This is a genomic window from Microbacterium sp. NPDC055442 (assembly GCF_053644215.1).
Genome location: NZ_JBSHLF010000001.1, coordinates 134,654 through 146,978 on the forward strand (window position 1 = coordinate 134,654; position 12,325 = coordinate 146,978).

Annotated in this window: 15 protein-coding genes; 3 read left to right on the forward strand and 12 right to left on the reverse strand. The window is 69.6% G+C overall.

Annotation, left to right across the window (positions count from 1 at the left end; all coding sequences use genetic code 11):
- Positions 1-2: 2 nt before the first annotated feature.
- On the reverse strand, positions 3-383 hold the full coding sequence (locus tag ACWIBS_RS00700) for a Sec-independent protein translocase family protein (RefSeq protein ID WP_376128349.1): 381 nt from the start codon (positions 381-383) through the stop codon (positions 3-5).
- Between the two features lie 73 nt (positions 384-456).
- Here ACWIBS_RS00700 and ACWIBS_RS00705 point away from each other — a divergent pair, with 73 nt between their 5' ends.
- Positions 457-1,122, forward strand: coding sequence for an O-methyltransferase (locus tag ACWIBS_RS00705; RefSeq protein WP_376128347.1), 666 nt, complete (start codon positions 457-459; stop codon positions 1,120-1,122).
- A 46-nt stretch (positions 1,123-1,168) separates the two neighbouring features.
- On the opposite strand, the gene ACWIBS_RS00710 is transcribed toward ACWIBS_RS00705, so the two are convergent.
- From ACWIBS_RS00710 to dapE, 3 genes are all read right to left on the reverse strand, one after another.
- Complete coding sequence (locus ACWIBS_RS00710) at positions 1,169-1,342, reverse strand: DUF3117 domain-containing protein (protein WP_163620836.1); 174 nt, start codon at positions 1,340-1,342, stop codon at positions 1,169-1,171.
- A gap of 77 nt (positions 1,343-1,419) precedes the next feature.
- The gene (locus ACWIBS_RS00715) at positions 1,420-2,649 is read right to left on the reverse strand and encodes a hypothetical protein (protein ID WP_376128346.1); all 1,230 of its coding nucleotides are present in this window, start codon (positions 2,647-2,649) and stop codon (positions 1,420-1,422) included.
- Entirely contained in the window at positions 2,637-3,707 is a 1,071-nt protein-coding gene (gene dapE, locus ACWIBS_RS00720) for a succinyl-diaminopimelate desuccinylase (RefSeq protein WP_376128344.1), read from the reverse strand. Before dapE ends, ACWIBS_RS00715 begins: the two co-directional genes overlap by 13 nt.
- A 70-nt stretch (positions 3,708-3,777) precedes the next feature.
- Between dapE and dapD the strand changes: the two genes are divergently transcribed.
- Positions 3,778-4,734: a 2,3,4,5-tetrahydropyridine-2,6-dicarboxylate N-succinyltransferase gene (gene dapD / locus ACWIBS_RS00725; RefSeq protein WP_376128342.1), complete on the forward strand. Its 957-nt coding sequence runs from the start codon at positions 3,778-3,780 to the stop codon at positions 4,732-4,734.
- A gap of 9 nt (positions 4,735-4,743) precedes the next feature.
- Entirely contained in the window at positions 4,744-5,544 is an 801-nt protein-coding gene (gene ppk2, locus ACWIBS_RS00730) for a polyphosphate kinase 2 (RefSeq protein ID WP_376128340.1), read from the forward strand.
- A gap of 35 nt (positions 5,545-5,579) precedes the next feature.
- Here ppk2 and ACWIBS_RS00735 read toward each other — a convergent pair whose 3' ends face one another.
- The 8 genes from ACWIBS_RS00735 to typA all read right to left on the reverse strand — a co-directional run bounded on the left by ACWIBS_RS00735 (position 5,580) and on the right by typA (position 12,273).
- Positions 5,580-5,774, reverse strand: a complete 195-nt coding sequence (locus tag ACWIBS_RS00735; protein WP_376128339.1) for a hypothetical protein — start codon at positions 5,772-5,774, stop codon at positions 5,580-5,582.
- A gap of 83 nt (positions 5,775-5,857) precedes the next feature.
- The gene (locus tag ACWIBS_RS00740; protein ID WP_376128337.1) at positions 5,858-7,156 is read right to left on the reverse strand and encodes a citrate synthase; all 1,299 of its coding nucleotides are present in this window, start codon (positions 7,154-7,156) and stop codon (positions 5,858-5,860) included.
- A 206-nt stretch (positions 7,157-7,362) separates the two neighbouring features.
- A complete protein-coding gene (dapC, locus tag ACWIBS_RS00745; protein WP_376128335.1) occupies positions 7,363-8,478 on the reverse strand; it encodes a succinyldiaminopimelate transaminase in 1,116 nt (371 codons plus the stop codon).
- 2 nt (positions 8,479-8,480) lie between these two features.
- Positions 8,481-8,801 (reverse strand): ferredoxin, encoded by a 321-nt coding sequence (fdxA, locus tag ACWIBS_RS00750; protein ID WP_376128333.1) that lies wholly within the window; start codon positions 8,799-8,801, stop codon positions 8,481-8,483.
- 10 nt (positions 8,802-8,811) lie between these two features.
- Entirely contained in the window at positions 8,812-9,207 is a 396-nt protein-coding gene (locus ACWIBS_RS00755; RefSeq protein WP_376128331.1) for a histidinol dehydrogenase, read from the reverse strand.
- A 9-nt stretch (positions 9,208-9,216) separates the two neighbouring features.
- Positions 9,217-9,531: an AzlD domain-containing protein gene (locus ACWIBS_RS00760; RefSeq protein ID WP_376128329.1), complete on the reverse strand. Its 315-nt coding sequence runs from the start codon at positions 9,529-9,531 to the stop codon at positions 9,217-9,219.
- Positions 9,528-10,313, reverse strand: a complete 786-nt coding sequence (locus tag ACWIBS_RS00765) for an AzlC family ABC transporter permease (protein WP_376128327.1) — start codon at positions 10,311-10,313, stop codon at positions 9,528-9,530. The genes ACWIBS_RS00760 and ACWIBS_RS00765 overlap by 4 nt, the downstream gene beginning before the upstream one ends.
- A gap of 46 nt (positions 10,314-10,359) precedes the next feature.
- Positions 10,360-12,273, reverse strand: a complete 1,914-nt coding sequence (gene typA / locus ACWIBS_RS00770; protein WP_376128325.1) for a translational GTPase TypA — start codon at positions 12,271-12,273, stop codon at positions 10,360-10,362.
- Positions 12,274-12,325 lie beyond the last annotated feature (52 nt).

The following is a 12,325-nucleotide window of genomic DNA, read 5'->3' on the forward strand; positions in this document are numbered from 1 at the left end:
CCTCAGGTCGCCTCCGAGTCGAACGGCGGTGTCTCGTCGGCGCGGAAGGGACTCGATGCGCGCGGCGCCGCGACGGGCGGTGTCGCGACGGCGGGGCGCGAGATGCCGCCCGCCGAGGCGACGGGAGCATCGTCGAGCAGCGCTTCGCGGATGATCCGCCGCGGATCGTACTGGCGGGGATCGAGGGTCTTCCAGTCGACGTCGGCGAAATCCTCGCCCATCTCGTCCTGCACCCGGGTCCGCGCCGTCGTCACCCATTCGCGCGCACGCCGCGTGAGCCCGCCGAGCGCCTCGGCGTAGCGGGGCAGCCGCTCGGGTCCGATGACGAACGCGGCGATGAGACCGATCAGCAGCAGCTTCTCGATCGTGAGGCCGAAGAACATGACAGAAGGTTACCGTCGCGCCTGGCGTCCCGGCGCCCGAGCGCGACGTAGGCTGAGCGCGGAGGAAGCCAGAATGCGCGAATACGACGCGAATCAGCGATTCGTCGCCGAAGTGACGACCGAGCCCGAACACATCGCCCGGGCCCGTCAGCACGCCCTCGAGCTGGGGGCCGAGCCCATCAGCGCCGCCGTCGGCGCGCAGTGCGCCGTGCTCTCCGCGGCGTCGCAAGCGCTCAACATCGTCGAGATCGGCACGGGCGCAGGTGTCTCCGGTCTGTGGCTGTTGCACGGCTCCCCGCGCGCGACTCTGACGACGATCGACAACGAGCCCGAGCACCTGGGCGCTGCCCGTCAGGCATTCGCCGACGCGCGTGTGCCCGCGGCCCGTGCCCGCTTCATCACGGGGCGCGCGGCAGACGTGCTCCCTCGCATGAACGAAGCGTCCTACGACATCGTCCTGGTCGATGCCGACCCCGAGGGCGTGATCGAGTACGTCGAGCACGGCCTCCGCCTCGTGCGCACGGGCGGCCTCGTGCTCGTTCCGCGCGTCCTCCACGGCGGCGCCGTGGCCGACCCGGTTCGTCGCGATCCCGTCACCGCCGCCTACCGCTCCCTCATCCAGGAGACGCAGTCCTCGCCCGCGGTGATCGGCGCGCTCGCGATCGCGGGTGAGGGGCTTCTGCAGCTGACGACCGTCGCCACGGAAGAGACCTCGGGGCGCGGCATCCGGGGGAAATGACGGAACGGCCGGTCCGAAGACCGGCCGTTCGTTTCGTCTCTGCGGCTCAGGCGGCGTTCACGACTCCGCTGAGCACGTCGTAGAGCTCCTTGGCCTCAGCGTCGTTCACGGAGACGACGAGGCGTCCGCCCCCTTCGAGCGGAACCCGCACGATGATGAGTCGGCCTTCCTTGACGGCCTCCATCGGCCCGTCTCCGGTTCTCGGCTTCATGGCTGCCATAGCGGCTCCTTTTCCTCAGGTCTGCCCGTCAAGTTTACCGAAGAGAAGGCTCGTGCCCCGCGTGGTCTCTTCGCGGGTCACGGAATCTGCCAATACGTGTTCGCGATCGCGTACATGTTGTAGATCCACCACCACTGCCCGGCGAGGCAGGCGACGAGCACGCCGCCGCGCCACCAGGGCGATCGCGGCAGGGCGGCGGCACCCCACAGGGGCGAAAGCGGCACGAGCAGGCGGAAGATGCTCGACTGCGGAAAGAACACCAGCAGCAGATAGACGAGGTAGCTGGCGGACCACAGCCGCAGGTCGGGACCGAGTCGCCGCACGTGCGGTTCGAACAGCAGCAGTGCCGTGACCCCCGCGATCGCGACGCCGAGCGCGATGTAGCCGGTGACCGCTCCCGCGCCCCAGGCCTCGAACCAGAAGCCCGCGGCCTGCACGAACCCGTCGAAGGGCACGAACTGCGCGTCGGCGTCGGCGATCCAGTTGCGACGCCACGCGAGTTCTGTCGCGAGGTAGGCGCCGGGGTCGCCCGTTGCGATGGCGGCGAGCACCTGCCAGGAGAACCCCACGACGACGGCCAGAAGACCCGTCGCGACGATGTGCACGATGTGCGATACCGGCAACGGCTCACGACGGCGGATGATCCAGCGATGGATGCCGTGCAGTCCCAGCAGCAGCGCGAAGGCGAGCACCCCCGGACGCGTGTAGCCCATCAGGGGGATCAGCAGGTAGAGCCACGCGTAGCGGCGCTCGAGGACGCACCGCAGCGACAGGAAGAGCCAGAGCAGGAACAGCGATTCGGCGTAGCCGACCTGGAACAGGGCCGCGAGCGGCCCGCACGCGAAGAAGACGACGGCCCACATCGTGGCGGACCCGCCCAGCCGGCGGCGCAGCAGCCCGTGCAGCGCGAGGCAGGCGAGGTAGCCCGCGACGAGCGAGACGACGACGGCGCCGGCACCCCACGAGCCGAGCGGAAGCCCCACGATCCGCGCGAGGTAGGCGTAGACCGGCATGAACGCCCATGCGTTCTCGCCCACGTCCCCCGCATCGGTGACGGGCAGGTCGCTCGGATAGCCCTCGACCGCGACGAGCCAGTACCACTGGGCATCCCAGCCCAGCACGAAGGTGCTGAGGGACGGGTTCTGGCCGTAGCGGGAGCCGGGGCCCGACAGGGATGCCGCGAGAACGAACAAGCCCGTCGTGATGAGCCGCGCGACGACGTAGACGAGGCCGATCCGCACGGCCACCGGCACCGTGCGCCACGTCTCCCGGACGCGTTGCGTCGTGCGGGGTGTCAGCGCAGCCACGTCCGCAGCCCGCGTTCCACCTCGATGATCTGCGCGAGCGGCACACGCTCCTCGTCGTGGTGGGCGAGGTGGGGGTCGCCGGGCCCGTAGTTGACGGCGGGCACGCCCATCGCCGAGAAGCGGGCGACATCGGTCCACCCGTACTTCGGCCGCGGCTGCGCGCCGACGGCCGCGAGGAACTCCCGAGCGAGCGGCGCGTCCAGGCCCGGGCGGGCGCCCGCCGCGAGGTCGACGACCTCCAGGTCGAATCCGGCGAAGACATCGCGCACGTGCTGCTCGGCCTCGACGACGTCACGGCTCGGGGCGAAACGGTAATTGACCTCGACCTCGCACGCATCCGGGATCACGTTGCCCGCGATGCCTCCGCCGATGCGCACGGCATTGAGGCCCTCGCGGTAGTCGAGTCCTTCGACGGCGACGTCGCGCGGACGGTACTCGGCGAGCCTGGTGAGGATCGGCGCGGCCTTGTGGATCGCGTTCTCGCCGATCCACGCGCGCGCACTGTGGGCCCGCACGCCGTCGGTGCGCACGATCGCGCGGAGATTGCCGTTGCAGCCGCCCTCGACCTGCCCGTTCGACGGCTCGCCGAGGATCGCGAAGTCGGCCTGGAACAGGTCGGGCCGCGTCGCGGCGAGGCGCGTCAGTCCGTTGAGGTCGGCGTCGACCTCTTCGTGGTCGTACCACATCCAGGTGATGTCGACGCGGGGGTCGGCGAGATCGTGGGCGAGCTTGAGCTGGACGGCGACTCCGGCCTTCATGTCGACCGTGCCCCGGCCCCACAGGTGGGGCTCGCCGTCGAGGACGATGTCGCGGGTCGGCACGTTGCCGTTGATGGGCACGGTGTCGATGTGCCCCGCGATCGCGACGCGCTGCGCGCGCCCGCGGTTCGTGCGGGCGACGATCGTGTCGCCGTCGCGGTGCACCTCGAGGTGCGGCAGCGCGGTCACGGCCTCGTGGATCGCGTCGGCGAGCGCGGTCTCATCGTCCGAGACGCTCGGGATGTCGCAGATCGTGCGGGTGAGGTCGATCGAGGTCGCGGTGAGGTCGAGCGCCGGCATCCCCCGATCCTATCGACGGATGCTGCTCCTCCCGGCCGGAGCAGGGGCTGTGCCCCGATACGGTGGAAGCATGAGCGACGAGCGATCGGTATGGGGCCTGGGCCTGGCGACGAGGGCTGAGAACGGGACGATCCTGGACACGTGGTTCCCGTCCCCCGCGGCGGGGCGTCTGCCCCTGGGCTACGACCCGGCGATGCCGCCCGACGACCTGGAGCGACTGGCCGTCCCCGACCCGCGGCGCGCCGTGACCGCCGAAGTGATCGCGCTCGACATCGACCTGGATGCACCGCCCGCCTCGACCTCCGATGCCTACCTCCGCCTGCACGCGCTGTCTCACCGCCTCGTGCGCCCCAACGAGGTGAACCTCGACGGCGTCTTCGGCCACCTGCCCAATGTCGCGTGGACGAACGCGGGCCCCGTGCACCCCGACGACCTGACGCGCCTGCGTCCGCTCCTCCTTCGCGACGGCGTGCAGGTGCAGTCGCTCGACAAGTTCCCCCGCCTGCTCGACTACGTCACTCCGGCCGGCGTGCGCATCGCCGACGCGAGCCGCGTGCGCCTCGGCGCATACCTCTCCCCCGGCACGACCGTCATGCACGAAGGCTTCGTGAACTTCAACGCGGGCACGCTCGGCGCATCGATGGTGGAAGGTCGCATCTCGCAAGGCGTCGTCGTCGGCGACGGCAGCGACGTCGGCGGGGGCGCCTCGATCATGGGCACCCTCTCGGGCGGCGGCTCGCACAAGGTGTCGATCGGCGCGCGGACGCTCCTCGGGGCGAACGCCGGCATCGGCATCTCACTCGGCGACGACTGCGTCGTCGAGGCGGGCCTGTATGTGACGGCGGGCTCGAAGATCGTCCTGGCCGACGGACCGCCCCGCCACGACAACTCCCGGCCCGTCGTGAAGGGCTCCGAGCTGTCCGGTCACGACGGACTCCTCTTCCGTCGCAATTCGCTCACCGGCGCGATCGAGGCCGTCCGCCGGACGGGCGTCGGCGTCACCCTCAACGAGGCGCTCCACGCGTAGGCTTCGGACATGACGCAGCGCCTGGCGAAGAAGACGTACGAAGACGAACTGCGGCGGCTGCAGGCGCAGCTCGTCGACATGCAGGCCTGGGTGCAGACGACCGGCGCCCGCGTCGTCGTGATCTTCGAGGGGCGGGATGCCGCGGGCAAAGGCTCGACGATCAAGCGCATCTCCGAGTACCTCAATCCCCGCGTGACGCGCATCGTCGCGCTGCCGTCGCCGACGGAACGCGAGAAGACCCAGTGGTACTTCCAGCGCTATATCCCGCACCTGCCCGCCGCCGGTGAGATCGTGCTGATGGACCGGTCCTGGTACAACCGCGCCGGTGTCGAGCACGTCATGGGCTACTGCACCAACGCGCAGTACCACCGCTTCCTGCACCAGGCGCCCATCTTCGAGCGGATGCTGGTCGAAGAGGGCATCCTGCTGCTGAAGTACTGGTTCAGCGTGTCCGACGTCGAGCAGGAGAAGCGCTTCCGCTCTCGCAACGACGACCCGATGCGCCGGTGGAAGCTGAGCCCGAACGACGTCCTGTCGATCACGAAGTGGGAGGACTACTCCCGCGCGAAGGACACGATGTTCGTGCACACCGACATCCCCGAGGCGCCCTGGTTCGAGGTGGACAACGAAGACAAGCGGCGCGGGCGGATCAACATGATCCATCACCTGCTGTCGAGGATCCCCTACGAGGTCGTCGACCGGGAGCCGATCGAGATCCCCGAGCGTCCCGCGTCGGGCGGCTACGAGCGTCCTCCTCGCGATGAGGAGAGCCTCGTGCCCGACTACGCTTCGACGCTCTCGCACGGCTGACGCGCGCGGTCAGCTCGCGCACTACGCCACCGCCGTCAGGCCTGCTCGTCCTCTTCGGGCTCGAAGGTCGACTTCACTCCTGTGTAGCCGGCGGCGACGCCGTCGGGATCCGACGGGATGGTGCTGTCTTTGCCGAGACCGTCGGCCTTGGGCTCGGCCTGATCGTCTTCGTGCTCGGAGGCGTTGTCGAGGGCCTCGTCGCTCGCGCTGGGCTCACGGTCGTGGTTCATGGGAGTCCTCCTCGTCGTGCGTGAGAAGAGCCTGTCATGAAGCTCGCGCGGCGCGAAGGGGTTGACGAACGGGCGAGCGCGCGTCAGGCGATGCCGGGGTAGTCGCGTTCGGCGGCGCCGATGTACAGCTGCTGCGGGCGGCCGATCTTGGTCTGCGGGTCGTTGATCGACTCGCGCCACTGCGCGAGCCAGCCCGGCAGGCGCCCGATCGCGAACAGCACCGTGAACATGCGCGTGGGAAACCCCATCGCCTTGTAGATGACGCCCGTGTAGAAGTCGACGTTCGGGTAGAGCCGGCGCTCCTGGAAGTAGTCGTCGTTGAGCGCGATCTCCTCGAGCTCCTTCGCCAGGTCGAGCAGCGGGTCGTGCACCCCGAGCTCGCGCAGCACCTCGTCGGCCGACTCCTTGACGAGCTTGGCCCGCGGATCGTAGTTCTTGTAGACGCGGTGCCCGAAGCCCATGAGCTTGACGCCGTCTTCCTTGTTCTTGACCCGCTCGACGAAGCGCTGCACGCTCTCGCCCGAGTCGCGGATGCGCGCGAGCATGTCGAGCACCGCTTCGTTCGCACCGCCGTGCAGCGGGCCGTAGAGGGCGTTGATGCCGGCCGAGATCGACGAGAACTGGTTGGCGCCGGTCGAGCCGACCAGGCGGACGGTCGAGGTCGAGGCGTTCTGCTCGTGGTCTTCGTGCAGGATGAGCAGTCGCTCCAGCGCACGGGACATGACGGGGTTGACCTCGTAGCCCTCGCTCAGGACGCCGAAGTTGAGCTTGAGGAAGTTGTCGACGAAGCTCAGCGAGTTGTCGGGATAGAGGAAGGCCTGCCCGACGCTCTTCTTGTGGGCATACGCGGCGATGACCGGCAGCTTCGCGAGCATTCGCACCGTGTTCAGCTCGACGTGCTCGGGATTGTGCGGATCCGACTCGTGCTCGTAGTAGGTCGACAGCGCCGAGACGGCGGATGACAGCACCGACATGGGGTGCGCCGTGTGGGGAAGGGCCGAGAAGAAGCGCTTGAGGTCTTCGTGCAGCAGCGTGTGCCGGCGGATTCGGTTGTCGAAGTCGGCGAGTTCGTCGGCGGTCGGCAGCTCACCGTAGATGAGCAGCCACGCCACCTCGAGGTAGGTGCTGTTCTTCGCGAGCTGTTCGATGGGGTACCCGCGATAACGCAGAATGCCCTCGTCGCCGTCGATGTAGGTGATGGCCGACTTCGTCGCCGCCGTGTTGACGAATCCGTAGTCCAGGGCGGTGTGGCCGGTCTGCCGCGTGAACGTCGAGACGTCCACGACCGGAGCACCGTCGGTCCCACGCAGTACCGGGAACTCCGCCGTGCGATCCCCGATCGTGAGGATGGCCTTGTCCTGCTGGGTGCTCGCGTCGCTCACGCCGCCTCCTCGCGATGTCCTGGGTCTGCGGTGGGGGTGCCCGTTCGGGTGGCGGCCCGTCAGGGTCGCTGTCGTCGGACTGCTGCAGAGGCGAGGGATGCCACGCCGCTGCGCCCCTACAGCCTAGTCGGCTCGACACACAGCTTCGGACACCGCCAAAGGTCTGGGGAATCCGATGGAGGATTTCTCCTGCCGCCGGCGAACCGTCAGACCTCGGCCTCCGCGCGCAGTCGCTGGGCCGCGGCGGCGATGCGCTCGTCGGTCGCCGTGAGCGACAGACGGACGTGCCGCGGATGGTGCGCGCCGTAGAAATGCCCCGGACCGGCGAGGATCCCGAGCTCGGCCAGGCGATCCATGCTCTCCCACGCGTCGCGGTCTTCCGTCGCCCACAGATACAGGCCCGCTTCGCTGCCGTCGATCCGCAGGCCCGCCGCCTCGAGCGCGGGGCGCAGCACGTCACGCCGCGCGCGATAGCGCTCCTTCTGTGCCGCGACGTGCTCATCGTCGGCGAGTGCGGCCGTCATGGCACGCTGCACGGGTGCCGGCAGCATGAGGCCCAGATGCTTGCGGCCCGTGAGCAGTCGGCCGACGAGCGCGGGATCCCCCGCGAGGAACGCGGCCCGATAGCCGGCGAGGTTGGACTGCTTGCTGAGCGAATACGCCGCGAGGATGCCGTGCAGGTCGCCGTCGGTGACCCGCGGATCCAGCGCGGAGGGGATGAGGGCGCGGTCCCACGGTGCATCCCAGCCCAGCTCGGCATAGCATTCGTCCGAGGCGAGGACGGCGCCCAACCGGCGCGCCCGCTGCACGGCGGCCCGCAGCGCCGCGACGTCGAGCACGCGCCCATCGGGGTTTCCCGGCGAGTTGACCCACACGAGCCGTGTCTGGTCGGGCCACTCCGCGGGATCGTCGGATGCGAAGGGTGTCGCCCCGACGAGCCGTGCACCTACTTCGTAGGTCGGGTACGCGGCCGTGGGGTGCACGACGACGTCGCCGGGGCCGAGGTCGAGCAGCAGCGGAAGCAGCGCGACGAGCTCTTTCGAGCCGACCGTCGGCAGCACGTTGTCGGGTGTGAGTCCCGCCACGTCGCGGCGGCGCTCGTACCACTGCGCGATCGCGGCGCGCAGCGCCGGCGTGCCCATCGTCTGCGGATAGGCATGCGCGTCCGTCGCCGATGCGAGTACCTGAGCCACGACGGCGGGCGTCTCGTCGACGGGTGACCCGATCGACAGATCGACGATCCCGTCGGGGTGGGCGCGGGCGCGCTCGGCGAACGGAGCGACGGCGTCCCACGGGTAGTCGGCGAGGTCGGCGACCCCCATGCTCAATGCTCCTGCGGCGGCAGTGCGGCCACGATGGGGTGGTCCTTGGGGATCACCCCGGTCTTAGCGGCACCCCCGGGCGAACCGATGTCGTCGAAGAACTCGACGTTGGCCTTGTAGTAGTCCTGCCACTCCTCGGGAACGTCGTCTTCGTAGTAGATCGCCTCGACGGGGCAGACCGGTTCGCAGGCACCGCAGTCGACGCATTCATCGGGGTGGATGTAGAGCATCCGCTCGCCCTCGTAGATGCAGTCGACGGGGCATTCGTCGATGCAGGCACGGTCTTTGAGATCCACGCAGGGAAGGGCGATCACGTACGTCACGCCTGCCAGTCTAGTTCGCCTGCGCAGCACCTCGGTCGATCGGCGGAGCCGCCACCGGCAGCCGTGAAGGCCACGCGACGACGAGCACGACGATGATCGGCAGGGCGAGCGTCCACACGGTTCCCAACGCGGATTCGGGCACGATGACCGACCCGCCGGGGCCTCGCCCCGAGAAGACGAGGGTCGCGATCGTCATGCCCAGACCCGTCGCGAGGGCCGCCCAGCGGTCGCCCGTCAGCAACCGCACGGCGACGACGAGCGCCCCGCACCCCAGCAGTCCGAGCACCACTCCGAGAGGGATCCCGATGACGACGTACGCGTGCGCGATCGTGCCCGCGAGGCCGTACACGGCGCCCACGGCCAGAGCGACGATCCACGTGCTGACACGCGTCCACGAGAAACCCACCGGGTCAGCCTACGCCGCCCATCCCCACAGCCGCAGGAGGGCCGCGACGATCGCGGCGGCCACGACCACGACGAGGAACGGTGCGCGCAGCAGGAGCAGACCCGCCGCGACGAGCACGGCGGGCACGCGGGCGTCGACGGTCACGTCCTGCCCGACCCCGAAGGTCTGCACGGCGACGAGCGCGGCGAGCAGGGCGACGGTGAGCAGGTCGGCCGTGCGCGCCGGGCGGGGCGCGTCGAACCAGCGCGGCGGAACGAGGTATCCGAGCGTCTTGAGCGCGACGCACACGATGGCCGCGACCAGCACGGCGGTCCACATCGTCATGGCAGTCCGTCCCTCTCCGGCACGTCCCCGCCGGCCCCTGCGCCCGGAGCAGGACCGGTCTCAGAGCCCGTGTCAGGCTCGCCCAGCCAGTTGAACCATCCGACGACGACCGCCACGACAGCGGCGACGAGCACGGGCAGCCCGGGCATGAGCGCGGGGGTGAGGATCGTGGCGACGACGGCCGCGGCGATCCCGACGGCGATCGGCTGCCGGCGCCGCAGGCGCGGCCACAGCAACGCGAGGAAGGCGGCCGCGGCCGCGGCATCCAGTCCGTAGGCTTTCGGATCCCCCAGCACGTCGCCCAGCAGGGCGCCGGCGAGCGTCGACAGGTTCCAGCCGACGTAGATGCCGATGCCGGTGACCCAGAAGCCGATCGAGCGCGCGTGCCGTGTGCGCTGGGCGAGCGAGACGGCCGTCGACTCGTCGATCGTGAAGTGTGCGGCTGCGGCGCGCTTGAAGACGCCGCCGCCGATGACGTGCGACATCCGGATGCCGTACGCGACGTTGCGGATGCCGAGGAGCGACGCCGACGCGATCGCGGCGGGCGCGGCGGCGAGTCCCCCGGCGCCGATGACGCCGACGAAGGCGAACTGCGACCCGCCCGTGAACATGAGCAGGCTCAGGACGCACGTCTGCCAGACGTCCAGTCCGGAGGCGACCGCGAGCGCGCCGAACGAGATGCCGTACGCGCTCGTCGCGAGGGCGACGCCGAGTCCCTCGCGGGCCGCACGACGCGCCTCACCGGGCTCGTGCGCGTCGTCGAAGGTGGGATCCAGCGTCACCCGATGAGCCTACCGACCCCCGCCGCCCCGGCGTGCCATCAGGCGGTCAGGCGTTGGCGTCCTGACGCTTCAGGCGCGACGTCGCGCGGCCGCGCTCGGTCTGGCCCAGGATCACCTTGCGGATGCGCACCTTCTCGGGGGTGACCTCGACGCATTCGTCGTCGCGCGCGAACTCGAGGCTCTCCTCGAGCGAGAGCTGGCGCGGCGGTGTCATCGATTCGAACGTGTCCGCCGTCGAGGAGCGCATGTTGGTGAGCTTCTTCTCTTTGGTGATGTTGACGTCCATGTCGTCGGCGCGGGAGTTCTCGCCGACGACCATCCCCTCGTAGACCTCTTCGGTGGGCTGGACGAAGAAGCTCATCCGCTCCTGCAGTGCCATCATCGCGAACGGCGTCGCGACACCCGAGCGGTCGGCGACGATCGACCCGTTCTGGCGGGCCTGGATGTGCCCGGCCCAGTCGTCGTAGCCGTGCGAGATCGCGTTGGCGATGCCCGTGCCGCGCGTTGTCGACATGAACTCCGTGCGGAAGCCGATGAGACCGCGCGACGGTACGACGAACTCCATCCGCACCCACCCGGTGCCGTGGTTCGTCATGGTCTCCATGCGTCCCTTGCGCGCCGCGAGCAGCTGCGTGATCGAACCGAGGTACTCCTCGGGGGCATCGATCGTGAGGTGCTCGAACGGCTCCTTCACCTTGCCGTCGTCGCCGCGGCGCGTGACGACCTGGGGCTTGCCCACCGTCAGCTCGAAGCCCTCGCGGCGCATGTTCTCGACGAGGATCGCGAGGGCCAGCTCACCGCGGCCCTGCACCTCCCAGGCGTCGGGACGGCCGATGTCGACGACCTTGAGCGAGACGTTGCCGATGAGCTCGCGGTCCAGGCGGTCCTTCACCATGCGCGCCGTGAGCTTGTGACCCTTGACCTTGCCGACGAGGGGCGACGTGTTCGTGCCGATCGTCATCGAGATCGCCGGATCGTCGACCGAGATCGCCGGCAGCGGCCGTACGTCCTCGGGGTCGGCGATCGTCTCGCCGATCGTGATGTCCTCGATGCCGGCGATCGCGACGATGTCGCCCGGGCCGGCGGATTCGGCAGGGTAGCGCTCCAGCGCGCGGGTCTTCAGCAGCTCCGTGATGCGGGCGTTGGCCTGGGATCCGTCGTGGCGCACCCACGCGACCGTCTGCCCTTTCTTCAGCGTGCCGTTGAAGACGCGCAGCAGCGCGAGACGGCCGAGGAACGGGTTCGAGTCGAGGTTCGTCACCCACGCCTGCAACGGCGCCTCATCGTCGTAGGACGGAGACGGCACGTGCTCGAGGATCGCGCCGAAGAGCGGTTCGAGGTCGGCGTTGTCCGGAAGTTCGCCGTTCGCCGGGCGGTTGCGAGAGGCGGCGCCGGCGCGACCGGACGCGTAGACGACGGGCACATCCAGGAGCGCGTCGACGTCGAGGTCGGGCACATCGTCGACGAGGTCCGAGGCGAGGCCGAGCAGCAGGTCGTGCGCTTCCTCCTCGACCTCGGCGATGCGCGCGTCGGGGCGGTCGGTCTTGTTGACCAGGAGGATGACCGGCAGCTTCGACTCGAGTGCCTTGCGCAGCACGAACCGCGTCTGCGGGAGCGGGCCCTCGCTCGAGTCGACGAGCAGCACGACGCCGTCGACCATCGACAGCCCGCGCTCGACTTCGCCGCCGAAGTCGGCGTGACCGGGAGTGTCGATGACATTGATCGTGACGGGCACGTCGGAGTGCGCCCCGTTGTAGGTGATCGCCGTGTTCTTGGCGAGGATCGTGATGCCCTTTTCGCGCTCGAGGTCGTTCGAGTCCATCGCGCGCTCTTCGAGGTGCTCGTGTGAGCCGAACGAGCCCGTCTGACGCAGCATCGCGTCGACGAGCGTGGTCTTGCCGTGGTCGACGTGGGCGACGATCGCCACGTTGCGGAGGTCCGGACGAAGGGCACGCGCCATGAGAGGGATCCTTGCGAGGTCTGGGAAGCGGAGAGGCCGAAACTCGAGGGTC

Coding starts and splice junctions, on each gene's coding strand:
- ACWIBS_RS00700 (WP_376128349.1), bottom strand. CDS start 383: ATGTTCTTCGGCCTCACGATCGAGAAGCTGCTGCTGATCGGTCTCATC.
- ACWIBS_RS00705 (WP_376128347.1), top strand. CDS start 457: ATGCGCGAATACGACGCGAATCAGCGATTCGTCGCCGAAGTGACGACC.
- ACWIBS_RS00710 (WP_163620836.1), bottom strand. CDS start 1,342: ATGGCAGCCATGAAGCCGAGAACCGGAGACGGGCCGATGGAGGCCGTC.
- dapE (WP_376128344.1), bottom strand. CDS start 3,707: ATGCCGGCGCTCGACCTCACCGCGACCTCGATCGACCTCACCCGCACG.
- dapD (WP_376128342.1), top strand. CDS start 3,778: ATGAGCGACGAGCGATCGGTATGGGGCCTGGGCCTGGCGACGAGGGCT.
- ppk2 (WP_376128340.1), top strand. CDS start 4,744: ATGACGCAGCGCCTGGCGAAGAAGACGTACGAAGACGAACTGCGGCGG.
- ACWIBS_RS00735 (WP_376128339.1), bottom strand. CDS start 5,774: ATGAACCACGACCGTGAGCCCAGCGCGAGCGACGAGGCCCTCGACAAC.
- dapC (WP_376128335.1), bottom strand. CDS start 8,478: ATGGGGGTCGCCGACCTCGCCGACTACCCGTGGGACGCCGTCGCTCCG.
- ACWIBS_RS00760 (WP_376128329.1), bottom strand. CDS start 9,531: ATGACGATGTGGACCGCCGTGCTGGTCGCGGCCATCGTGTGCGTCGCG.
- typA (WP_376128325.1), bottom strand. CDS start 12,273: ATGGCGCGTGCCCTTCGTCCGGACCTCCGCAACGTGGCGATCGTCGCC.